The following is a 24532-nucleotide window of genomic DNA, read 5'->3' as shown; positions in this document are numbered from 1 at the left end:
TATTTTAAAAGTCAAAATCATCGCCTGGTTGAAACGGGATATCAAAATCATCCTTAAGTGCCTGTTCTATTGCCTTTCTATCAAGAGAAATGGTTCCCTCAAATTTAGGCATTTTCATCCTTGGCGCCTCATCTCTTTCCCTAAAATCCGCCTCAGTTTCCATAGGAAGCACCATCCCCTCCGGAACAAAGCGCTGCTCTTCTTTGACTTCTTTTTCCTTTGTTATAACTTCACTGACTTTTTTATTCACAATTTCTTTTGCAATTTCCTCAATTTCTTCCTTGCCATCAGTAACTTCAACAGCGTTTACATCAGCTGTATCAGCTTGTGCTTCTCCCTGTTCCATATCCTCTATCACAATAAGGCCATCATCATCAGGAGATACTGTAATAAGACTGGCTACGCAGGCAAGCACGAAGCCATAAAATATAGTAACCATTATCTGTGAGTTCATCTGAGTAGCTCCCATGAAAGGAACAGTCACATAAATGATGAGCATAGATAAAAGCCATGGAGAAACTCTGTCTATCTTTCTGTTCTTCCAAAATCCGATAATAACCCCAGACATGGCAATAACAGTGATAAGATATATGATTTTATAATCCGTATAGATCATGAAAAGGCTAAATGTATTAAGATTCTTAAAATAATATGCAGCCCATTTTACAAGTGTATTAAGTGTATTTTCTGGTCCCAGTTCCTGAATTATCATTCCAAAAAAGCTGCATAAACCACCAAGCATAATAAATGCTAATTTAATTAGCCCACTCTTTATCTCCTGTCCGGCAATAAACAGAACAGAAAAAACAAGTGGTGCAACAGTAAAAAGAGTTCCGGCATCTGTATAGCCCATAAAGCCAATCACAGCACCAACAACCAAATACCAAATAATCCATACCTTCGATTTGAATCGCCCAAGGTATGTTCCTCTCAAAAGTGTTGCTATCAAAAATAACTCTACTGAAAACATTGCATAAAAAAGATTGTCTGTACCAAGAGAAGGTATTCTGAACCTGTCGACAAATATCGGCATAAATGAAACAAAGGAAGCAAAAACAATAGATGGAAGGCTTCCCAATAACATTTTTACCGAAGCCGATGAAAACAGGATAAAAATGCAAAATGAAACAATCTCAAAGACCAGTGCAACGTTTATGTCATTACCTGTAAGAAAAAGGATACCTCTAAGAATAAAGATGTATACAATAGACAACAGATCATTTTCGGGAGTTACATTTGTTCCACCGATCACAGCATTTTCATAAAGAGAAAGCTTACCTGAAACTTCAAGGATTCCATTGGCACAGACCTTCATTCTTAAAATAAATGCACTGGCAACAATGATACCCAGCAAAAGCCCGTATAGAATATCAAAAAGTTTTTCTCTTGAAGCAACCCCCTCTTCAATGCTGTCATATAGCTTTCCAAAAAACACCATCAGAACTGACATCAAAAGAATTCCCAGAACCGTCAGAACTGCTGTATACATAATTTTTTTATCAGACGGAAAAAGTCCTAAAAAGAAGCTGGAACTTGCTACCATCACCACATCAAAAATAATAAACAAAGCCCAGATGCAATACGCTGGCCACACACGTTTCAGTTTCATTTTAGGACTCCCCCCGCCTATCAAATATTAAAAATAATAATTATTCGTCTGCCTCTTCCCAGTTATGGTAAACAGCCTGAACATCATCGTCCTCATCAAGAAGATCAAGGATTCTCTGAAGATACTTAACTGTATCAGCATCTGTTACAGATACGTAGTTCTGAGGAATCATTGTTACTTCTGCTGAAACAGACTCAACATTCTCTCTGCCAAGTGCCTCTACTACAGGCTGGAAATTCTCAGGAGTAGTAAGGATCTCATAGCTGTCCTCTTCCTCATTGAAATCATCAGCCCCTGCATCAAGAACAAGCATCATAAGGTCATCAGAAGACATTTTGCACTCTTCCTTATCGATAATGATCTGACCTTTCTTATCGAACATGTAAGATACACATCCAGGTGTTCCAACGTTACCATTTCCCTTAGTGAATGCGCTCTTAACGTTTGAAGCTGTTCTGTTCTGGTTGTCTGTAAGTGCCTCTACAATGATAGCTGTTCCGCCAGGGCCATATCCTTCATAAGTAATATTCTTGTAATCAACTGCTCCGTCAGCACCTGATGCCTTCTTGATTCCACGATCAATTGTATCGTTAGGCATGTTATTTGCCTTAGCCTTTGCAATAACCTGTGCAAGCTTAAAGTTGTTAGCCGGATCTGGTCCGCCTTCCTTTACTGCAACGGCAATTTCTCTACCGATAATAGTAAAAATCTTTCCCTTTGCTGCATCATTCTTTTCTTTTTTGTGCTTGATGTTAGCAAATTTTGAATGTCCTGACATAAAAACTTCCTTTCATAATAATTAACTATTTTGCTATTTCTAATTCTTTTTCCTCACTGCCTGTTTCCTTCTCCGGGAGCTTTGTCATAAGAACGCTCTGGATCATATGGTTCTGTACAGAGAGGATCTTGAAATTATAGCCTTCAACTGAAGTATCAAATTCTTCGTCACTTTCCGGTATCCTGTCCAATTTTGAAATAAGATAACCGTTTAGAGTTTCAAACTCAGATTTATCAAAAGAAATCTCAAATTTCTTTTCAAGAACTTCTATTGGAGTCATTCCATCAACGATAAACTCGCCTCTGTTCTTAGTAGGTTTGACATAGTTCTCATCCTCATCATATTCATCAAGGATGTTTCCTACTATTTCTTCTAAAATATCCTCCATAGATACGAGACCTGCAGTCTGACCATACTCATCAATTACTATAACCATCTGAGTTTTAGATGACTGCATGCTATGAAAAAGAGAATCAATATTCCTTGTCTCAGGAACAAACTTAGGCTGACGAAGAAGGCCCTTTATTTTCCTTATCGGAAGTTCCTCATCTGTTTCCTCTGAGAGTTTTTTCATGGCATCTCTTATATGCATTATGCCAATTATATGGTCAATATCATCAAGATACACCGGAAATCTGCTGTTATTGGTCTCCATCATGAAATTAACAGCTTCCTTAAGTGTCATGTTGGCATCGATAGCCACCATAGCATTTCTATTGGTCATGATATCCTGAGCTTCCTTATCTGAAAACTCAAAAATATTGGAAATCATATCAGCTTCTGACTCAAGGATAACACCATGCTCCTGACCTTCTGTAACCATGGACTTAATTTCTTCCTCAGTCACATCTGAAAGATTGGCATCACCTCGATCGCCGCACAAATATAATATAGCTTTGTAAAATATATTGATAAAAAAGCCTTCAATACTTGTGCCATCATCATTAAAAAACTTAAATATCCTGATATTCTCTTCTTTTTCCATCTCATCGCCCTTGAAATGCCAAACAGCACGAAAAATGGAATGTATAAGTACATCAATAAAAAAAACTATAAATACTGTAATAAGAATGACAGAAGGCAAGCCTTCGTCCATAATCAATCCTCCTATCCGCCAAAAGACGCATAATATCAAATTTAACTATAACACATTTTTGTTTTCTCTATCAAGCCTCTCGACACCTTTTCATTTTTCATATAAAATTTTCTTTGTGTGGGGATTTAGGTTAAGGAGTTTTTGTAAGTATGATTTCTGTTTTAACGATGGCCGTCGGCGCCATCTCAAGTATCGTTGTTTCGGTTTTAAAAGCATTTTTCTCAATGCTTTCCTGGTTTATAAGAGCTTATGTCAGATTTCTTAAGCTGTTTTTCTGTATTCTTCCTATTACATCGATTTCTTTTTTTCTTTTATTATGTATAAATGTGTTTCTGCTCTTTGGAGGAAACTTCGGTCTATTATCTATAGGAAGCGGGCCGGATTCTCAGATTCAGGCGCCTCACTCTTTAGATATCCAGGGCAGTGACCTAAATATTCCTGAGGAGATGGTAAAAGAGGCCAACAACAGTATTACCAAAAATAACTATTTTGTTACTTCCTTTTACAACGATATCAGGACCTGGTGGATTGAAGCGGTTTACTCATACAAAGGTGCTCCACTTTATATTTTCCTTTTGATACTGACCATCATAATGATAATCCCTGTTGGAACTATTCTTCTATCAATCTCGGTATTCATGTCATTTAGCAAGATAATTTTCTTCTGTATCATTGCAGATGCTGTAATATACGTTTTAAGAGCCTTTATCGGTAAAGGTTTTGTGACTCAGGCCCTTGACCGCTATTACCATCTTTTCCCGGATGCAGGCAAAAGACATTATGAAAAAGACTATGAAAAATGGCTCAAGAACAGATCCTATGCCGATTCCGAGGATGAACACGATCATCGCCGCAGTAAAAGAGCCTCCTTCTATGAAGATGATGATTATGAAGATGAGAACTACGAATACGAGGATGAGGATGAGGATTATAGCGAAGAATACGATGAAGATTATGATGAAGACTACGCCGAAGAATATGATGATGAATATGATGAAGATTACGATGAAGACTATGATGAAAGTGATATATATGAAGAAGATGATGTAGACTACGATGACGAGTCTGATGATAATTACGATGATATAGATAATGACGAGTATGACTATAACAACTCAGGCAATGGCAAAAGATACAATAATTCAAAATACAATAAGAACACTAATGGTAGCGCTAAACAAGCTACATCAAGTTCTTTTGACTTCTTTGCCGGATGTACAACCAAAGAAAGTGTTGATAAGAAATATAAATCACTCGTAAAGCTCTACCACCCCGACAACATGGACGGTGACACTGCTGCACTTCAGGAAATTAACGTTCAGTATGATAAATCAAAGCGACGCTTTTCCTAATGTCGTAGCATAATAAATGTAAAAAGTAGGATAGATTCCCCTATTGAGAGCAATCTATCCTACACCACATTTTCCAAAACTTTCCCTTTATACAAATACCCTTGGAACTCTTTTGTTTATATTGCAGGTAAGCTCGTAGTTAAATCTTCCGCTTATTTCTCCGAGCATTTCAGCAGTTATCTCATCTCCTGATTTTTCATCTGTTCCAATGAGAATAACCTCATCTCCCTCTTTAACATTGTCTATATGTGTTACATCAACCATAAACTGATCCATACATACTCTGCCAATGATATTGGCTCTTTCGCCATCGATAAGAACATAGCCTTTGTTTGAAAGACTTCTTGGATAGCCATCACCATATCCGACAGGAATCGTTGCTATCTTAGTCTCCCTTCCAGTCACATATGTTCCGCCATAGCTTACCGGTGTACCAGTGGGAACAGTCTTTATCATTACTATGTGGCTGATAAGTTCAAGTGTAGGTTTAAGATCAACTATTGTCTTTGGAACATCCTCTGATGGCCACATTCCATACATAGTCACCCCTGCACGCACCATATCCATTGAACTTTCCGGAATAGATATTATGCTTGCACTATTTGCGCAGTGTCGTAATTCTATCTTTATTCCGCACTCAGCCTCAGCCCTGTCAACAAACTCTTTAAATACAAGTTCTCTCTCTTTTGCATTTGTAAGATCTTTTTCATCGGCCCTTGCAAAATGTGTGAACACACCTTCAATATCCAGATTTTTAAGAGCAGCTACTTCCCTTATAAACTCTACTCCCTCTTCATCCGGAGTAATTCCTATACGTGACATTCCTGTATCAATAGCTATATGAATCTCAGGCTTTTTACTGATATCGCCTCTTTCAAGTAGCTTTTTGGCACAGGCATCAAGCTCTTTTGCCATATCTATTCTAAATACTGCAGGTCTTATACCTTCTATCAAAAGCCTCTCATAAGCATATGAAAAAGTGTATCCTAAAATAAGAATAGGCTTTTTGATAGCATTATCTCTAAGTTCAAAAGCTTCCTCTGCTGTAGCTACAGCATATCCCCAGATATAATCCTTGTTTTCCAGCTCCTTAGCTATTCTAACTGCTCCATGACCATAGGCATCTGTCTTAACAACCGCCATTATTTTGGTTCCGGCAGGAATATTCTTTCTCATACTCTCCAAATTGTAATCAATTGCCTTTAAGTCAATCTTGGCATAAACTCTGGAAAATTCTTCTAACATTTCTAAACTTCACCTCAATATATCTTCAAGTTCGGCCGCAATATCAGATGCGACCATAGCATATTTACCATGCTTGGCAGCGGCATTATCACCACAGGCTCCATGGATATATGTACCAAGACACGCAGCTTCAAAGCTAGTGTTTTCAAGGCACAAAAGTGCTCCTATTATACCGGATAATACATCTCCCGATCCGGCAGTCGCCATACCATCATTACCGCTCACATTAATATATATCTTTTTCTCGTTACTGTCACTTACTATAGTTCTGGCATCTTTGCAAACGACAGTACATCTAAGTTCTTTTGCAAGTTCTTTTGGATAAAAAAGTATATTATCCTTGCATTCACTGACAGACTTCCCAAAGAGCCTTGAAAATTCTGCCAAATGGGGCGTTAAAACAAGTTTCCTTCCACCAACCGAATAATGAGCCAAAAGCCTTCTGTACTCACTGTTCATGGCCACAAGATTAAGAGCATCCGCGTCCATTACAAGGTGCTTATCACAATTATTCAGAACAATGTTTAGAAGCTCGTCGCCCTTTATATCAATCCCTATTCCGGGTCCAATGACCACAGTATCAGCCCATTCAATATCTTTCATGAGTTTATCAGCCACAGGCTCAAAATCTTCATATACGTCAATAAGCGCTTCAGGAAGCAGTGACTTAACGATTTCAGCATTCTCGATAGCTGTCATGACCTTGACCATTCCTGCCCCCGAACGGATGCACGCACTTGCAGCCAGTATGCATGCTCCGCTGACATTCTTTGAGCCGGCAACAATAAGCACTTTCCCATTAGTTCCCTTATTGGAATCCTTGCGTCTTTTAGGGAGAAGGCCTGCTATCTTTTCATCAAAATAAAACGCTGACGGCTCTCTTCCTAAAAAGCTGTCATCTGTTATACCAACATCTTCGACATAAAGATTACCGCAATACTCACATCCCGGATAAAGGATTTCACCAAGTTTGATCTGATTAAAAGTAACTGTAATATCTGCTCTTACTGCAGTACCCATAACCTTGCCATTATCAGCATTTACACCGGAAGGTATATCAACTGATATAACAAGCAGATCGCTCTTTTTTTCTTCTTTACATGAATTTATATATTCAATTGCCTTCAAAAAACTACCGGTAATATTTCTGGATAATCCGATGCCAAATAATGCATCTATAATGATATCCCATTCCAAAGAGTAAAGGTTGCCCGTCACATTGGAAAATGTGTCAGTTATAATTCCATATTTTTCACAGGTCTTAAGTTGCTTAAGCAGAAGGTCGCTCATTTTGGTGGGATCCCCTATGACCACCAAAGTAACAAGGTAGCCCTTTTGTTTGAGAAGTCTTGCAATAACAGCGCCGTCACCGCCATTATTTCCTACCCCGGCAAAAACAAGTGCTCTATATCTGCGCTCGCACTTTCTTTCCTTTGCCCAAAGATCTATTTTTTCTACAACCTTAAGCGATGCTCTTTCCATCAATACTTCACTGGAAACACCAAACACTTCAGAAGTATTTCTGTCATAGATTTTCATTTCCTGACTTGTAACTGCATACTTCATATCCGCCCTCCCCAACATATAAAATATACCAAAACAGGCTGCCCTTAGGCAGCCTGATTCTTATTCAACATATTCCGACTCATCACCTGCTAGAGGTCGTCTTATTGGATGTCTTCTGTCCGGATCATACTTCATGTCAAAAATCTCTATAACCTCCGGTCCAAAAATCTGATGCATATACGTATATAGATTGTAATTCTCCATCTCAGTTTCCTGCAGACGTATAACATTTTTCTTCAGCTCTACCCTAACCTTGGATATCCACTCATCCATGGTCTTGATATAGTCGGTATTCTCATGAAGTCTCTCATAGCAAACCTTCATAGTCTCAATCATCAACTTATAATCAATATCATAAATCTGTCTGGATAGATCAAGAAGCTCGCCCTGATGCGAGTCCAGTCTCTCATTGCAATCATTTATAAGCCTGGTTCTATCCTGAATTTCTTTTTCAATGGTCGAAGAATCACCTGTCATATTAGCCATATCTCTAAGCGGCACAATTTCACCAAGCAGCTTTTTCTTAAGCTTCTTGATATCTTTGGTCTCACTTCGGATTTGACCATCACGTCTAACTAGCGCATTAAGTTGATCTGCAAGTTGTTCTATTTCAGGTGTCATATCTGTCTGCGTAAAAAGCTGATGCCATTTATTATCCAGCGTCAGTATGGGAACTCTTTTCCCTTCAAGAGCAGACATATACACTTCATCACTCTTTGCCATCAGTCTCTCACCGTCAAAAATTATTTTCATACCTATTTATATTATATGACAATTTCATTAAACTGTCAGATAAATGTACATTTTCTACCTGAATATTGTCAGGAACTTCAAGATCGACATGGGCAAAATTCCATATAGCCTTGATTCCGCACTGTGCCAGTTTATGAGCCATCGGAACTGCCTGATCTTTAGGAATAGTCAAAACCGCTATCTCAATTTTGTTATCCTTTACAAACTGTTCCATTTCCTCTATAGGTCTTACTTCTACGTCACGTATCTTAGTTCCATAAAGCGCAGGATTGCAATCGAATGCCCCCTTGAACACAAAGCCTCTTCTGGTAAAATTGGTATAACCTGCTATTGCTTTTCCCAGATGACCTGCACCAATAATCACAAGGCTGTGCTGTTTATCGATACCAAGAATCTTACTTATTTCTTCATAGAGGTAACTCACATTATACCCATATCCTTGTTGCCCAAAGCCGCCAAAATTATTAAAGTCCTGTCTTATCTGAGAAGCAGTAACCTTCATGATGCCTGAAAGATCTTGAGAAGAAATTCTCTCAACGCCTTTCTCCTTAAGGTCTCCCAAGTATCTGAAATATCTCGGAAGTCTAGCGATAACCGCTTGAGAAATCTCTTTTTCTGCCATATGCTGCTCCTATCTAATACATATATATATATGTGTGTTTGTTAATAATTCTACAATTTATTATAGCCACACGTTAAATATATGTCAATTGAAAAAGCGGCCTGTTATGGCTTAAAATAGCTAATTACATCGGACATATTTGTTGCAAGTTTCTGGAGCTTATCAGCTGATTCCGTAATAATAGCGAAGGTTGCATTCAGTTCCTGCATAGAGGCATTTGTCTCTTCAGTAGATGCAGCATTTTCCTGAGAAATAGCCGAAAGGTCAGATATAATTGCAACAAGCTTATCCTTAGCTGAATTAAGCTGATCAACATAGCCTGCAATATTTCCTGTACTGTCTGCCACATTGTCAACATTTTCAGCCATGCTCTGCATGTTCGACTTTGTATCATCAAGTTGCTCAGATTGTTGCTCAAAGCTGCTGTTGAGTCTCTGCATTACTTCTACGGAAGCCTCTGAATCAGCCACAAGTTTTTCAACAATCTTCTTTATTTCTTCAGCACTATTGCTACTTTGCACTGCAAGCTTTCCAATCTCAGTTGCAACTACTGCAAAACCTTTCCCGGCATCGCCAGCTCTTGCTGCTTCAATAGAAGCATTGAGCGACAATAGATTTGTCTGGCTGGCAATTTCAGTGATAGCCTCTGAAAACTTCGATATTTCTTTTGCCGATTCATTTGTAGAATCTATAGTTGCTCCAATATCCTTCACAGAGTCCTGAACCTCTCTGCTTTGATCTATCAACTTGGTAAGAGCTTCCATTGCCGCCTCACAGGAAGCCTTCATCTGTTCTGAATAAGAATTGAGCTGTTCAACATTCTCTGAAACTTCATCAATATCTCTGCCGATATCCTGGGTGTTTCCGGCGGCCGTTTCAACGCTCTCAGCCTGATTTACAGCGCCCTTTGAAATATCGTCCACAGCCTGACTCACCTGACCTGAAGCTGTTGACGCCTGATTAGCAGAATCTGCAAGCTCCGCGCCTGATTTTTTAAGCTCATTGGACATGTCCATGGTTCTTGTAATGACATCACCAAGCTTATCGCTAAGTGTCTTTGCCCCATCAGCCAAAAGACCTATCTCATCAGTTCTCTGTAAAGATTTCTCGTCAATATTAAGCTTTAGTTCACCTCTTGAAAGCTTTCCAAGTTCATCTGCAATTGCTTTCATCTTGACCGATACAGTATTCGCTACAAAATAACCAACTGCTGAAGTAGCAAGAGCAAGAATGATTGAAATAACGGTCATCGTGATAATGATACCTCTGACCTTGCCATCTACTGAATCGCTCTCTCTTCCTGCAAATACCATACCGATGGCTGTACCGTCATCATTCATGAGCGGAAGGTAGTACAAATAATAATGTTCATTGGTCCCTGCCGGAATACTCTTTGCATAATATTCTGACTTATTCCCAACAACCTGATTATATACAGCATCAGATACATCATAACCTACAGCTTTATTCCCGTTGCCATCAAGAAGGGTTGTGATTTGTCTTGTCTTGCCATAGAAAACAGAATATTCGATTCCGGTAAGAGATTTCATTTCTTCCACGATCTCATTATATTCTTCCATGATATTTTCATCGCCCTTATACAGGTTACCATCACGTAGGCTCCAATCGCCATCCCAGACATTGCTCATTTCACTGTTAAGCTGTTCAGCAGCAACCCTGAGTTCTTCCTGAACCATATCACTATATATTCTGTTAATCTCAATACCACTTATAATAGTCAAAACAGTTGCCACAAAAATAATAGCCAGCACTGCTGCAATAATGAGCTTTAAGACAAGCTTACCATTTCTTTCTTTGACTTCCATTTATCCCTCCTGCTTCATCGAACACTAATATATAAAATACTGACTACTATTTATTATTATATTGCAAACCGAATTATAATTCCTGTAATATCGATATTATTTTTATTAAATTTTGATTAAGCTTTACTGTTTACATATCCAGTAAAATAAATTATCATGGAAAAGCTTAATACTTGAAAGATGAGGTATAAACTTATGTCATATAAAGATTACATGGTACGTGCAACAGCAGGAAATGCACAGATAAGAGCTTTTGCAGCAACTACCAGAGATTTGGCAGAATATGCAAGGAAAGCGCATAATCTCTCCCCAATAGCAGCTGCTGCTCTTGGCAGACTCATGACAGGTACCGCTATGATGGGAACAATGATGGATAACGACGATGACCTTATCACCGTAAAAATGGACGGCGATGGTCCTTTAAAAGGAGTTCTTGCCACAGCAGACAGGCACGGTAATGTAAAGGGATACGCAGTTAATCCATATGTTATCATGGAGCCCAATGCATCCGGGCACTTAAATGTTGGCGGAGGTATTGGCGAAGGAACTCTTACTGTAATAAGAGATATGGGGCTCAAAGAGCCTTATGTTGGTCAGGTTCCCCTCTATTCCGGTGAAGTTGCCGAAGACCTCACATACTATTTTACAAAGTCCGAACAGACTCCTTCTTCTGTTGGACTTGGTGTTCTTGTAGAAAGAGAAAGTCTCTCAGTTATAGCAGCAGGTGGTTTTATCATTCAGCTGCTTCCTTTTGCTGATGAACAGACTATCACTCACCTTGAATTCAATCTTCAGAAGTTTTCATCAGTCACAGATATCTTAAAAGCCGGCAAGACACCTGAAGAACTCCTAAAAATTGTTCTCGATGGCTTTGATATTGAATTTACAGACAAGGTTGATCTTAACTTTTATTGCAACTGCGACAAAGACCGAGTAGAAAGAGCTCTCATGCTCATCGGCAAAAAGGAAATTCAGGAAATGATAGACGATGGCAAGGATGTTGAGCTTCGCTGCCACTTCTGCAATAAAGCCTACACATTCTCAGTAGACGACCTCAAGGCCATCAAAGAAAAAGCAAAATAAACTCTTTTCTTTATAGCAAAAGCCCCTTCCATTGCGGAAGAGGCTTTTTTATATCAATATCAATGCTTTTTATTAAAGTATAACAGACGCATTGCATGGTAAACAATAAAAGTACAGGCAAGAATAAATATCTGTGTATGAAACAGGCCTACAATATAGTAGTTCCTTTCAAGGAAGTACCCCGATACAAAACCTATATAGCACAAAAGTCCTGTGAGCGCTATATCAATAAGCATGTATGGAAGGTTTATGATAACGTTTTTTATGTTTGTTACAAAATCCTTGAAAGAAGCATCAAAGTAAACAAAACGTCCTATCATAAGACCAAAATAATACATCATTACAGGACCATATTCACTTTCATCGCCTATGTTGTTTAAATACATAAGTATCAGAATAACATAGAACATCGCCAGCATACGCATTGTTGCTTTTTCTTCACTTGTCAGGATCTTTAGCCTTATAATAAAGCCATCAAGCACTGTATTTATGACACATGAAAAAAGAATCAGAAACAGTAGGATAAAATCTTTACCATCTGCCCAGGTACTTGTAAGATACCGCTCAATTCTCGTAAGATTTGTTGCCTTTCCTGAGGCAACAAGACCGTATACATGATTGATGATCACATACGCGCAGGAAAAAGACATTACGGCTGTTCCTGCAATGAGCATCTCAAAAAATTTCTGAAGTCTTATCTCAAAATCTATGCTGAGATACTCTTCTCTTTTATCTGATGGATATTTCCGGGCATATATTTTTGAATAGATGAATATGCCAAGACCGCAAACAAGCATCCCTGCAAATGATAATAATAAAAAAATCAGTTTCTTTGTTATAGTAAAATTCGGATTCAAGTAAGCATCAACTGTCATAATTTCCCCCAACAATTCATAACAAGTTATTTATTAGTCTGTAATAGTTTTATAACACTCGGGTCTTCTGTCTCTAAAAAGTCCCCAGGAAGCTCTCATTTTTCTATTTTCTTCAAAATCATACTCTGCATATATTATTTCTTCTGTATCGCGACCTGCCCTTGAAACAATATCCCCTGTTTCATCAGTCAAAAAGCTGCATCCATAAAAAGTAAGACTTGATTTTTGTCCGCCATTTTCTTCTGTCGGTTCAACATCCTCTCTTCCTATTCTGTTGGCAGCCGCCACAGGAATAATATTAGCTGCAGAATGCCCCTGCATTGTTCTCATCCAATGCCCCGAACTGTCAACTTCCAATATAGGTTCTGAGCCAATGGCAGTAGGATAAAGTATAATATCAGCACCTTTTAACGCAAGGCATCTTGCTGTTTCGGGGAACCATTGATCCCAGCATATTCCAACTCCAACATTTCCATATACAGTCTCAAACACCTTAAAGCCTGTATTTCCGGGAGTGAAGTAGAATTTTTCCTGATAGTAATGGTCATCGGGTATATGAGTTTTGCGGTACACATCCAAAACCTCTCCGTCCGCATCTATCATTGCTACCGAATTATAAAAAACATTGCCATCTTTTTCAAAAATGCTTATAGGCATAACAACCTTAAGTTCTTTGCAAAGCTCCTTAAAGTAAATAACTGCAGGATTCTCCATTACAGGCTTTGCAAGCTCATAATAGTCATAGCGCCTCTCCTGACAGAAATACTTTCTCTCAAAAAGCTCTGACAAAAGAATTATCTTTGCGCCATTTGCTGCAGCTTCTCTTGTAAGCTGCCCTGCTTTCTCTATGTTTCTTTTTACCTGTTCCTCATCACTTGCTGAAACTGCACCGCAGGCAAACTGAACACAGGCAACCTTTATCTTATTAACCATATTTTTACCGCATTCCTTTTTACTTATTTCCTGGCAGGAACCTGTTGTGTAATACAATGAATATTTCCGCCGCCTAAAAGAATATCTCTGGCAGGAATACCGATTATCTCCCTATCAGGGCAGATCTTTTTTAGTATTTCCAAAGCTTTCTTATCGCTCTCATCATTATCATCACCGAACTGAGGAACAAGAGCTGCTCCGTTTATAAAGTAAAAATTCACATAGCTGGCCGCAAGACGCTCCCCTTCATCTCTCATATCTTCGCCCTCTTCAAACTCATAGTTTTGAAGGTCTGAAGATGTTACCAATACAGCATGCTTAGGGATAGGCAGCTTATGAACCTTTATCTTTCTTCCCTTAGCATCCGTTTCTTTTTCCAGATAATCAAGACAAGCTTTAGAAAGCTCATACTGAGGATCATTTTCATCGTCAGTCCATGCAAGTACTACTTCTGAAGGTGCAATAAAAGCGCAAACATTATCTACATGTTCATTAGTCTCGTCATTGTAGATTCCTCTTGGAAGCCAAAGAACTTTTGAAACGCCAAGGTACTCTTTTAAGGTGTTTTCAATCTGTTCCCTGCTCATGGAAGGATTTCTTCCCTGACTTAAAAGACAACTCTCTGTAACCATCAAAGTGCCTTCTCCGTCAGTATGTATTGAACCACCTTCTAAAACAAAAGGTGCTGCATCATACATGTCCACATCTAGGGCCTTGCAAAAAGCCACAGCTACAGCATCATCCTTATCCCATGAAGCGTAAAGGCCATCAAATTCACCGCCCCAGGCATTAAACTTCCAATTAATTCCGCGTAAATCCTTACTTTTATTAACAATAAAAGTAGGACCTACATCTCTTGCCCAGGAATCATCTGAGTCAATTTTCAAAATAAAGCATCTCTCTTCAAGAATATCCTCAAGGATCAGCTCATCGTCACCATAAGCACCAATATATTTTTCAAAGACTTCATTATATTTTCCTGAGACCTTAAGCTCATCGCAGTACTCATTTATCGCTCCATAAATGAGGTTCTCTGCTTCTTTGAAATGCTCCTCATCTACCAGAAGAAATAAGCTTTCCCTTTTAATAATCTCTATAAATATCTTTTTAAAACTGTTTAAAGCGCCTTTTCTATCCTTACCCCAACTTCCCGGGCGAACCGGATATATCATAAGCGTTCCTTCATGGGCATCGTACTCTGCCGGCATAAAGAAAGCATCTTCACAAGGCTTTCTATTACTAATTATTTCCATTACAAATTCCTGCCTGTTGATAAAAATCAAAGTCTGCACTTGAAATCTTCATAGCCAAATCTTCTAATAATGTCGACACTTCCATCCTCATGAAGAATATCTATATCAGGAAGTGGCATTCCGTTAAATGTATTGTTTTTAACCATGCTGTATATTGCCATATCTTCAAATACAAGCCTGTCTCCAATGTTCTTTTCGGTCTCAAAGCTATAGTCTCCGATAACATCACCTGCAAGGCAGGTTCTGGAAGATAATCTGTATGTATAATTCATCTCGCCAGGCTCCTCACCATCTTTAAGAGGTGGTCTGTATGGCATTTCCAAAACATCAGGCATATGACATGCTGCAGAAGTATCAAGAATAAGGACAGGAATTCTATCAGTTTCTACAATATCCATGACTGTGGTCACAAGATATCCGGCATCAAGAGCAATTGCCTCACCCGGCTCAAGATAAACCTCAATACCATAGGTCTGTCTGATTCTTTTTACAAGTCTGATAAGGCCGTCAACATCGTAATCTTCCCTTGTTATATGATGACCTCCACCAAGATTGATCCATTTGATCTTACCTCGTGTATCTTCATCAAATCCCTCAAGATTTTCCTGTGCCGGATTTGGAAAGAATCTCTTAAATTCTTCCTCCACCTTTAAAAATGTGGTCTCTAAAGGTTCAAACCCCTGCTCACACAGAGTATGGAAATGAAACCCCTCAACCCCCGCCGGAAGACTTTCAGGCATATCCTTTAACCTTATACCAAGTCTAGAGCCTTTTGCACAGGGATCATAGATATCATTTCCATCCTGAGTACTAAACTCAGGGTTTATCCTAAGACCGACAGAGAGTTTTCCATCAATGACTCTTTTCTCCCACACTGGTCTATGATGCTCTAGCTGATTAAGAGAATTAAAGACAATATGATCACAAATATCACATAACTCATTCATCTCCTCATCGCCAAATGCAGGTTCAAAAACATGGTTCTCACCATGCATCTCTTCGTGAGCAAGCCTTGCCTCAAAAAGTCCTGAAGCAGTCGCGCCTGTTAAATATTTTGATATCAATGGATACGTCTGATAGATAGAGTACGCTTTTTGAGCCAGGAGTATTTTAGCCCCTGACTCTCTTTGTACTCTTTCAAGAATTTCAAGATTCTCGCGTAATTTCTTTTCATCAATAACATACGCCGGCGTACGTATTTCAGATAGATTCATAATTCCCCCTCATCAATGCAACTAAAAATTATTAATCTTATATCAGTCAACAAGCTGTGGATTTTCATCAACAACCCATGGAAGACCAAATTCACCCAGCATATCCATATATGGATCAGGATCAAACTCATCAGTTGTATATACGCCAGGCTTCTTCCACTGACCGCTAAGAACAAGTGCAGTTCCGATCATGGCAGGAACACCCGTTGTATAGCTGATTGCCTGGCTGCCAAGTTCCTTGTAGCAATCTTGATGATCACATACATTGTAAATATAGATTGTTCTCTCTTTTCCATCCTTAACACCGCGGAATATACATCCAATGTTAGTCTTTCCGACTGTTCTTGGTCCAAGGCTTGCAGGATCAGGTAAAAGAGCTTTAAGGAACTGAATAGGCACAATCTCTTTTCCTTCGAAATTGATGGGGCTTGTTGAAAGCATTCCTACATCCTCAAGGCAACGCATATGGTCAAGATAGCTCTGGCCAAATGTCATAAAGAAACGAATTCTCTTAACCTCAGGGAAGTTCTTACCAAGAGCCTCTATCTCTTCATGGTGAAGAAGATACATGTCTTTCTGTCCAACCTGTGGGAAGTCGTATACTCTCTTGATCTCCATAGGCTTTGTCTCAACCCAGTGACCATCCTCCCAATAGCTTCCGTTTGCACTTACTTCACGAAGGTTGATCTCAGGATTGAAGTTTGTAGCAAAAGCATAGCCATGATCACCGCCGTTGCAGTCCAAAATATCAATAGTGTGAATCTCATCAAAATAATGCTTTTTAGCATATGCTGTAAATACACTTGTTACACCTGGGTCAAAGCCAGTTCCAAGAAGTCCTGTGATTCCGGCTTCTTTGAACTTGTCCATATAAGCCCACTGGTAGCTGTAATCAAAGTAAGCTGTAAAGCCCTTTTCCTTACATCTCTTCTCATATGCAGCACGCCATACAGGCTCGTCTGTATCCTCAGGCTCATAGTTTGCTGTATCAATGTAATCAACCTTGCACTCAAGGCAGGCATCCATGATAACAAGATCCTGATAAGGAAGTGCAACATTGAGCACCGCTTCAGGCTTGTACTCCTTAATAAGTTTTATAACATCATTAACATCATCAGCATTTACAGTTGCTGTAGTAATCTTTACACTTGTACCCTGCTTCTCAATTTTTTCCTTAAGAGCATCACATTTAGAAACAGTTCTGCTGGCAAGGCACATCTCTGTGAACACCTTGCTGTTCTGGCAACATTTCTGGATTGCAACCTGTGCAACACCGCCACATCCGATAACCAATAATCTACTCATCTATATATCCTCCGTTTTCTTCGCTTGAAATCACAAAAAAATAATAAAATCAAATTTACCTGCTCATATCCTCTTCTTCCTGAAGAAGATCCTCTACATATTTGGGAAGCATGAAGGCTCCCTTATGTAAGTGAGTTGTATAGTACCAGGTCTTAATACCTCTTTCATCCCATCTGTCAGGATTAAAATCCTTTAGAGGATGATATTTTTTGCTGGCAAATCCAAAGAGCCAGTATCCAGCAGGACATGTAGGAATGTGCGCCTGATAAACTCTGTTTATAGGGAATACTCTGTAAGCCTTTCTATGCATGGCTCTGCAGCTTTCCTCATCCTCATCATAGAAAGGACTTCCGTGCTGATAAACCATGATTCCATCATCATGAAGCGCCTTGTAGCAGCTTCCATAAAACTCTTTTGTGAAAAGACCTGCCTCATGTCCCAAAGGCTCTGTGGCATCATTTATTATGAGGTCATACATGTCCTCACATTTTCTGAGATATTTAAGGCCATCCTGATAGAAAATATGAACTCTGTCATCCTCAAGACCTATAGCATTGTCAGGGAAATACTGCTTGCAAACATCCACAAACATGTTGTCTGGCTCAACTACATCTATAACCTTTATCTCATCATAATGGCAAAGCTCTCTGGCAACACCGCCGTCTCCTCCACCAAGTACAAGGACTCTCTGGACTTTAGGATGAACTGCCATAGGCACATGAACGATCATCTCGTCATAAGTAAACTCATCCTTCTCTGAAAAGATAATATTTCCATCTGAGGTCAGGAATTTACCGAACTCCGGAGAATCAAAAACATCAATTCTCTGAAACTCACTTGTTCCTGAAAAAAGCTGCTTGGCAAGTCTTATGCTTATTTTGACATTGCCTGTATGCATATCACTAAACCAATAATCCATTTCGGCCATGATTTTCCTCCTATATACTTCAGTTCTTATCAAAAGGTTATTTCAGCACAAAAAGTTCAGATATATCTTCACTTTCAGGTCCCTGCATTGAGCATCCCTTTTCTCTTGCTGTCTTAATATAATCCAAAATATCTGCTGTTATTACTTCTCCCGGAGAAAGAATTGGGATTCCCGGCGGGTAACACATAACAGACTCTGCGCTTATCCTGCCAACGCAGTTGTCGATTGGAAGCTGCTCTTTTTCTGCATAGAATGCTTCCTGAGGAGTTGCCTTAACAATAGGAGTTACATACTCTGCAGAGAAGAAGCTCTGTTCTGTTTTAGCATAAAGACGTCTTATATCTGCCAAAGCTCCGGCAAGACGCTCAATATCCTGCAGTCTGTCACCTATTGAAATATATGCCATGACATTGGAAAGATCCCCAAATTCCATCTGAATGTCATACTCATCTCTTAAAAGGTCGTAAACCTCAATACCGGTAAGTCCTATGCTTCTCGTATTTACAACCAGTTTAGTCTCATCAAAATCAAAAATACTTCCGCCGTTTTTAAGCTCGTTCCCATATGCATAATAGCCACCAATATCATTGATCTCTTCTCTTGCATACTGAGCCATCTTTGTTACTTTTTCAAAGCTATTGTATCCGTTTAGTGCAAGGTTTCTTCTGGAAATATCAAGACTTCCAAGAAGAAGGTAGCTGGCACTTGTAGTCTGAGTCAGATTAACTATTCGGCTTATATATCCTATATTAGCATCCTTTCCGCATAAAAGAATAGAACTCTGCGTAAGGCTACCACCTGACTTATGCATACTGATGGCCGCCATATCAGCACCTGCAGCCATTGCATTCAGAGGAAGTCCGGGGCCAAAATATAGATGTGTTCCATGAGCTTCATCTACAAGAGCCTTCATGCCATTTTCATGTGCCAATTCTACAATTGCCTTAAGGTCTGAGCAAATTCCATAATAAGAAGGGTTATTGATAAGAATTGCCTTTGCATCAGGATTCTCTTTTACAGCTCTTTTAACATCTGCTATTTCCATTCCCAAAGGAATACCGAGTTTAGTATCAACCTTAGGATCAATATATACAGGAACTGCACCACAAAGTATAAGGGCATTGATCGCGCTTTTGTGAACGTTTCTGGGCATGATTATTTTTTCGCCCATTTTCACATTAGAAAGAACCATTGCCTGAACTGCGCTTGTAGTCCCATTAACCATCATAAATGCATGTGCAGCGCCGAATGCGTCAGCCATAAGCTCTTCGGCTTCCTTAATAACAGATACCGGATGACAAAGATTATCCAGAGGTTTCATGGAGTTTACATCGATTCCAACGCACCTCTCACCAAGAAAACTAACCAGCTCAGCGTTTCCTCTTCCCCTTTTGTGTCCCGGAACATCAAATGGAACCACACGCTGCTTTCTAAATCTCTCAAGCGCTTCGTATATAGGCGCTCTTTTCTGCCTCTCAAGATCCAACTACATACCCTCCCAAAATATCTTAAACATGCGAAAAGGAGTAGCACGTTCCAAAGGAACGTACAACCCCTTGTTTTATCAAATTACACAGTAATGTAATAATACTATATAATGCCGATTTTCGCTATATTTTTTAAATTATTTCACAATTTCTTTTAGAGAGCCTGCAAGTCCTGCCAGTCCTTGAATATTTGAAGGTACAATGATCTTTGTAGCCTGGCCGTCTGCAGCCTTTTCAAACGCCTCAAGACTCTTAAGTGTAAGAACTGATTCATCTGCTCCTGCGGACTTAAGCATACTGATTCCGTCTGCATTAGCCTTCTGAATATTTCTAATAGCTTCTGCCTGACCCTCAGCTTCTCTGATCTTCTTTTCCTTCTCAGCTTCAGCTCTAAGGATTGTAGCCTGCTTATCAGCTTCTGCCTGAAGAATCTTACTCTGTTTCTCACCTTCTGCAACTGTGATCTGAGACTGCTTTTCACCTTCAGCAAAAAGAATCTTCTCTCTCTTCTCACGTTCAGCCTTCATCTGTTTCTCCATCGCATCTCTGATCTGCTCTGGTGGATTGATGTTCTTAAGCTCTACTCTTGTGATCTTTATCCCCCAAGGATCTGTTGCAATATCAAGTGCATCCTGCATCTGCGCATTAATCTGATCACGGGAAGTAAGCGTTTCATCAAGTGTAAGTGATCCGATAACATTACGAAGAGTTGTTGCTGTAAGATTTTCAATAGCCCCGATAGGATTTCTTACGCCATAAGCATAGGCCATAGGATCTGAAATTCTAAAGAAGACAATTGAATCAATCTGCATTGTTACGTTGTCCTGTGTAATAACAGGCTGAGGTGGGAAATCACAATACTGCTCTTTTAAATCAACCTGACGAGCAACTCTGTCGATAAATGGAACTTTGATATGAAGTCCAACATCCCATGTCTCCTTATATGCTCCAAGCCTTTCAATTACGAAAGAATGCGCCTGCGGAACAACTCTGATATTAGTTGCGATAAGCGCGATAATAAGAACGACTAAAATAATTGCTGCTACCATTTTTCCTCCTTTTGTCATGTTTAAAAAAACATGCCCCAACTTTTTATTATTTTAATCTATAGAAATGAGCTCATACTCTTTTACGCCAAATCCCATTTCTGCAGCAGCATCAATAGTATGTTCTCCATTTCTCGTTTGTACTCTCTCAAGGAAATGCTCTTTTCCCGGATCGTCTGATTGATAAACAAGATCCATGCAAGCCCTGTCAATAGCGATGGGATCAGTAGAAATGAGGATTCCAACATCAGCCATATAAGGATCTTCAGCAACTGCACAACAGTCACAGTCAACCGACATATTCTTCATTACATTAACAAATACCATATTTCCTTTAAAATGCTCCACAACTGCAGATGCAGCCTCGGCCATAGACTCAAGAAAATCATCCTGGGCAGCATGATTATCCCAGACAATAGCCTGTTCATCAGTCTTTGTAAGCTTTCCACCTGAATGAATATTTACTTTTCCGGCAGTAGATGCGCAGCCTATAGAAAGCTGTTTTAATGCTCCACCATATCCGCCCATTGGATGTCCCTTAAAATGCGACAAAACGAGCATCGAATCATAATTAAGAAGATTCTTACCAACAATATCATTTTTTAAATGGTTTGCATGAGTGATAGGTAGTATAGCATCCGGCCCCTCTGCATCCATTAGATCAACCACAAAGAAATCATTCCAACCATGTTTTTTTATAAGTTTTACATGTTTCTCGGTGCTGTTACGTTCGCCATCATAAGCTGTGTTGCACTCAACAACGGTACCACCTACATGCTCAACCATAGGTTTCCAAAACTCAGGCTTTAAATAGTTCTGATTGCCATCTTCACCGGAATGGACCTTAACAGCAATCTTACCGGTAAGCTTTTTGCCAAGAGTATCATACATCTTAACAACCTGCTCAGGAGTTATATTCCTGGTAAAATACACTTTTGATACTGAACCCATATCATTTACCTCCTGCTTCCTTTTTCTTAACTATGAGCTTAGCTCCTTCAACTTTTACCACTTCAATCTCTTCGCCCGCAGCAATGATTGAATCATCACTGCTTACTGCAATCCACGTTGATCCATCAAGATCTGCCTTCCCACTCATCTTCAGGTTATCTATTTCAGTCTTAGCAATAAGTATTCTTCCAACAAGTGAATCAACATTAGTCTTAACTGTTCTACTATTCAAATATTTCATTGCTAAAGGTCTTGTAAACCAAAGGGAAACCGCAGATACAATAATAAAGATAATAATTTGAATCAGCATTGGAGCACTAAATAGTGCGGCAATCATAGAAACAACTGCTCCAAACACAAACCATATGCTTGTAAGGCTAGTTGTAACAAGCTCTAGCACACCAAAAACAACCGCTGCTATAAGCCAGACAATTTGCATAGATATATCCATAACTCCCCTCCTTTATGTTTTATAAGATGAGTATAGCAGATTTTTAATGGTTTTATATACAATAAATATGCAAAATACAGGGATGTTTTTTGCAAAGATTGAGATAAGTTGGCGAGGCGGTTTATCGCTCATACAGCGAAATTGCTTCGCAATTTCCCTGTCGTCCGTTTGTGCAGAGTACTTAGCGAGGTTTTTTCGAGCTTAGTACGAGCCATGGGTGGGCACTTAATGAGGTTTTACCGAATTTAGTGCAGCATCCCAGTCGCCAAACTTTGTTGGCGAGGCGGTTTATCGCTTATACAGCGAAATTGCTTCGCAATTTCCCTGTCGTCCGTTGTCGCCAAGCTCCAATACATAATCATAATGTGCTATCGCACATATAACAATAGAAAAACCACGGAACACCAAGTAAACTTGGTTCCGTGGTTTTCTCTATTGTTACCGCTAAAGCGGTTTTGATTATGTATTGGAGCTTGGTTCGTTATCGCTTACATCATTCCGCCCATTCCTGCGCCGCCTGCTGGCATTGGAGGAACTGGTTCTTTAACTGTAGCTACAGCTGCTTCTGTTGTAAGGAAGCTTGATGCTACAGATGTAGCATTCTGAAGAGCTGATCTTGTAACCTTGGCAGGATCGATGATTCCATCCTTAACCATATCTACATATTCTTCTGTGTATGCGTTGAAGCCGATACCCTGCTTAGACTCTTTAACCTTGTTAACGATAACTGATCCGTCAAGACCTGCATTGTTGGCAATATGGAAAAGAGGAGCTTCAAGTGCTTTAAGAACTACCTTTGCACCTGTCTTCTCATCACCTTCAAGTGAATCAGCAAGTTTAGCAACTTCCTTAGAAGCATGAATATATGCGCTACCACCACCAAAGATGATACCTTCTTCAACAGCTGCTCTTGTAGCATTAAGAGCATCTTCCATTCTATACTTAGCTTCCTTCATCTCTGTCTCTGTAGCAGCACCAACTCTGATAACTGCAACACCACCAGCAAGCTTAGCAAGTCTCTCCTGAAGTTTTTCCTTATCGAAATCAGATGTTGTATCTTCAATCTGCTTCTTGATCTGAGATACTCTTGCTTTAATGTCATCCTTATTTCCAAGACCATCTACGATTGTTGTCTTCTCTTTTTCTACCTTGATGCTCTTTGCTCTACCAAGATCATCCATTGTTGTATCCTTAAGCTCAAGACCGAGATCAGAAGAAATAACCTTACCACCTGTAAGGATAGCGATATCTTCAAGCATAGCCTTTCTACGATCGCCATATCCAGGTGCCTTAACAGCTACTACATTGAATGTTCCACGGAGCTTATTAACGATAAGAGTTGTAAGAGCCTCGCCGTCAACATCCTCAGCGATGATAAGGAGCTTAGAACCTGTCTTAACGATCTGCTCAAGAAGAGGAAGGATATCCTGGATATTAGAAATCTTCTTGTCTGTAATAAGAATATATGGATCTTCTAATGTAGCTTCCATCTTGTCCATATCTGTAGCCATGTAAGCTGAGATATAGCCTCTGTCGAACTGCATACCTTCTACAAGGTCAAGCTCTGTCTGCATTGTCTTGGACTCTTCGATTGTGATAACACCATCATTAGAAACCTTTTCCATTGCATCAGCGATCATCTGACCTACTTCATCATCTCCTGATGATACAGCAGCAACTCTCATGATCTGCTCTTTTCCTTTAACCTTAGTTGCCATCTTGCTGATAGACTCAACAGCTGCATCTGTTGCCTTCTTCATACCTTTACGAAGAACTATTGGGTTAGCACCTGCAGCAAGGTTCTTAACACCTTCATTGATCATAGCCTGTGCAAGAACTGTAGCTGTTGTTGTACCATCACCTGCTACATCATTAGTCTTTGTAGCTACTTCTTTTACGAGCTGAGCGCCCATGTTCTCATATGCATCCTCAAGCTCGATCTCTTTGGCAATTGTAACACCATCGTTTGTGATTGTAGGTGCACCATAGCTCTTATCAAGAACTACGTTTCTTCCCTTAGGTCCAATTGTTACTCTAACTGTATCTGCAAGCTTATTAACGCCTTCTACCATAGCTGTGCGAGCGTCTGCGCCGTACTTAATTGTCTTAGCCATTTTGTTTTCCTCCAAAATATTATATTTGCTGAATTCGAAACATAC

21 protein-coding genes are annotated in these 24532 nt (G+C 39.5%); 2 read left to right on the top strand and 19 right to left on the bottom strand.

All coding sequences use genetic code 11. From position 1 onward, the window contains the following. Positions 1-4: 4 nt before the first annotated feature. Genes BM146_RS01390 through BM146_RS01380 form a run of 3 tightly spaced genes read right to left on the bottom strand, consistent with a single transcriptional unit; the run spans position 5 to position 3483 of the window. Positions 5-1609, bottom strand: coding sequence for a glycosyltransferase family protein (locus tag BM146_RS01390; protein ID WP_074883273.1), 1605 nt, complete (start codon positions 1607-1609; stop codon positions 5-7). A gap of 40 nt (positions 1610-1649) precedes the next feature. Next, on the bottom strand, positions 1650-2387 hold the full coding sequence (locus tag BM146_RS01385; protein ID WP_074883270.1) for a YebC/PmpR family DNA-binding transcriptional regulator: 738 nt from the start codon (positions 2385-2387) through the stop codon (positions 1650-1652). A 25-nt stretch (positions 2388-2412) separates the two neighbouring features. After that, complete coding sequence (locus BM146_RS01380) at positions 2413-3483, bottom strand: hemolysin family protein (RefSeq protein WP_143087398.1); 1071 nt, start codon at positions 3481-3483, stop codon at positions 2413-2415. Between the two features lie 149 nt (positions 3484-3632). Between BM146_RS01380 and BM146_RS01375 the strand changes: the two genes are divergently transcribed. Next, on the top strand, positions 3633-4835 hold the full coding sequence (locus BM146_RS01375) for a hypothetical protein (protein WP_074883268.1): 1203 nt from the start codon (positions 3633-3635) through the stop codon (positions 4833-4835). A gap of 87 nt (positions 4836-4922) precedes the next feature. On the opposite strand, the gene alr is transcribed toward BM146_RS01375, so the two are convergent. The 5 genes from alr to BM146_RS01350 all read right to left on the bottom strand — a co-directional run bounded on the left by alr (position 4923) and on the right by BM146_RS01350 (position 10847). Then, complete coding sequence (gene alr / locus BM146_RS01370; protein WP_074883264.1) at positions 4923-6080, bottom strand: alanine racemase; 1158 nt, start codon at positions 6078-6080, stop codon at positions 4923-4925. A 9-nt stretch (positions 6081-6089) separates the two neighbouring features. Further along, positions 6090-7646, bottom strand: a complete 1557-nt coding sequence (locus BM146_RS01365) for a bifunctional ADP-dependent NAD(P)H-hydrate dehydratase/NAD(P)H-hydrate epimerase (protein WP_074883261.1) — start codon at positions 7644-7646, stop codon at positions 6090-6092. Between the two features lie 60 nt (positions 7647-7706). Next, positions 7707-8399, bottom strand: a complete 693-nt coding sequence (locus BM146_RS01360; protein ID WP_242949317.1) for a hypothetical protein — start codon at positions 8397-8399, stop codon at positions 7707-7709. After that, a complete protein-coding gene (locus BM146_RS01355; protein WP_074883257.1) occupies positions 8383-9021 on the bottom strand; it encodes a redox-sensing transcriptional repressor Rex in 639 nt (212 codons plus the stop codon). The genes BM146_RS01360 and BM146_RS01355 overlap by 17 nt, the downstream gene beginning before the upstream one ends. A 104-nt stretch (positions 9022-9125) precedes the next feature. Beyond that, positions 9126-10847, bottom strand: a complete 1722-nt coding sequence (locus BM146_RS01350; RefSeq protein ID WP_074883254.1) for a methyl-accepting chemotaxis protein — start codon at positions 10845-10847, stop codon at positions 9126-9128. Positions 10848-11042: 195 nt separating this feature from the next. Between BM146_RS01350 and hslO the strand changes: the two genes are divergently transcribed. Next, positions 11043-11930, top strand: coding sequence for an Hsp33 family molecular chaperone HslO (gene hslO / locus BM146_RS01345; RefSeq protein WP_074883251.1), 888 nt, complete (start codon positions 11043-11045; stop codon positions 11928-11930). Between the two features lie 59 nt (positions 11931-11989). Here hslO and BM146_RS01340 read toward each other — a convergent pair whose 3' ends face one another. The 11 genes from BM146_RS01340 to groL form a co-directional block, all read right to left on the bottom strand. Continuing rightward, positions 11990-12805 carry a hypothetical protein gene (locus BM146_RS01340; protein ID WP_074883248.1) on the bottom strand — a complete coding sequence of 272 codons (816 nt, stop codon included), beginning with the start codon at positions 12803-12805 and terminating at the stop codon, positions 11990-11992. A gap of 33 nt (positions 12806-12838) precedes the next feature. Then, positions 12839-13738 (bottom strand): N-carbamoylputrescine amidase, encoded by a 900-nt coding sequence (gene aguB / locus BM146_RS01335; protein ID WP_083413364.1) that lies wholly within the window; start codon positions 13736-13738, stop codon positions 12839-12841. Between the two features lie 23 nt (positions 13739-13761). Beyond that, positions 13762-14991 (bottom strand): agmatine deiminase, encoded by a 1230-nt coding sequence (aguA, locus tag BM146_RS01330; RefSeq protein WP_177201561.1) that lies wholly within the window; start codon positions 14989-14991, stop codon positions 13762-13764. 26 nt (positions 14992-15017) lie between these two features. Continuing rightward, complete coding sequence (nspC, locus tag BM146_RS01325) at positions 15018-16205, bottom strand: carboxynorspermidine decarboxylase (protein ID WP_074883244.1); 1188 nt, start codon at positions 16203-16205, stop codon at positions 15018-15020. A 42-nt stretch (positions 16206-16247) separates the two neighbouring features. Then, a complete protein-coding gene (locus BM146_RS01320) occupies positions 16248-17510 on the bottom strand; it encodes a saccharopine dehydrogenase family protein (RefSeq protein WP_074883241.1) in 1263 nt (420 codons plus the stop codon). Positions 17511-17565: 55 nt separating this feature from the next. Continuing rightward, positions 17566-18429: a polyamine aminopropyltransferase gene (speE, locus tag BM146_RS01315; protein ID WP_074883821.1), complete on the bottom strand. Its 864-nt coding sequence runs from the start codon at positions 18427-18429 to the stop codon at positions 17566-17568. Between the two features lie 46 nt (positions 18430-18475). Continuing rightward, positions 18476-19924 carry an aminotransferase class I/II-fold pyridoxal phosphate-dependent enzyme gene (locus BM146_RS01310; protein WP_074883238.1) on the bottom strand — a complete coding sequence of 483 codons (1449 nt, stop codon included), beginning with the start codon at positions 19922-19924 and terminating at the stop codon, positions 18476-18478. Positions 19925-20062: 138 nt separating this feature from the next. Beyond that, positions 20063-20974 carry an SPFH domain-containing protein gene (locus BM146_RS01305; protein ID WP_177201560.1) on the bottom strand — a complete coding sequence of 304 codons (912 nt, stop codon included), beginning with the start codon at positions 20972-20974 and terminating at the stop codon, positions 20063-20065. Positions 20975-21025: 51 nt separating this feature from the next. Then, positions 21026-21922 (bottom strand): DUF362 domain-containing protein, encoded by an 897-nt coding sequence (locus BM146_RS01300; protein ID WP_074883232.1) that lies wholly within the window; start codon positions 21920-21922, stop codon positions 21026-21028. 1 nt (position 21923) lies between these two features. Beyond that, positions 21924-22373, bottom strand: coding sequence for an NfeD family protein (locus BM146_RS01295; RefSeq protein ID WP_074883229.1), 450 nt, complete (start codon positions 22371-22373; stop codon positions 21924-21926). A 488-nt stretch (positions 22374-22861) separates the two neighbouring features. Beyond that, positions 22862-24487 carry a chaperonin GroEL gene (gene groL / locus BM146_RS01290; protein ID WP_074883226.1) on the bottom strand — a complete coding sequence of 542 codons (1626 nt, stop codon included), beginning with the start codon at positions 24485-24487 and terminating at the stop codon, positions 22862-22864. Positions 24488-24532 lie beyond the last annotated feature (45 nt).

Source organism: Butyrivibrio proteoclasticus, from assembly GCF_900115735.1.
GTDB lineage: Bacteria > Bacillota > Clostridia > Lachnospirales > Lachnospiraceae > Butyrivibrio > Butyrivibrio proteoclasticus_B.
The sequence above is the reverse complement of the archived record's forward strand: the minus strand, read 5'-3'. Positions and strand labels throughout refer to the sequence as shown.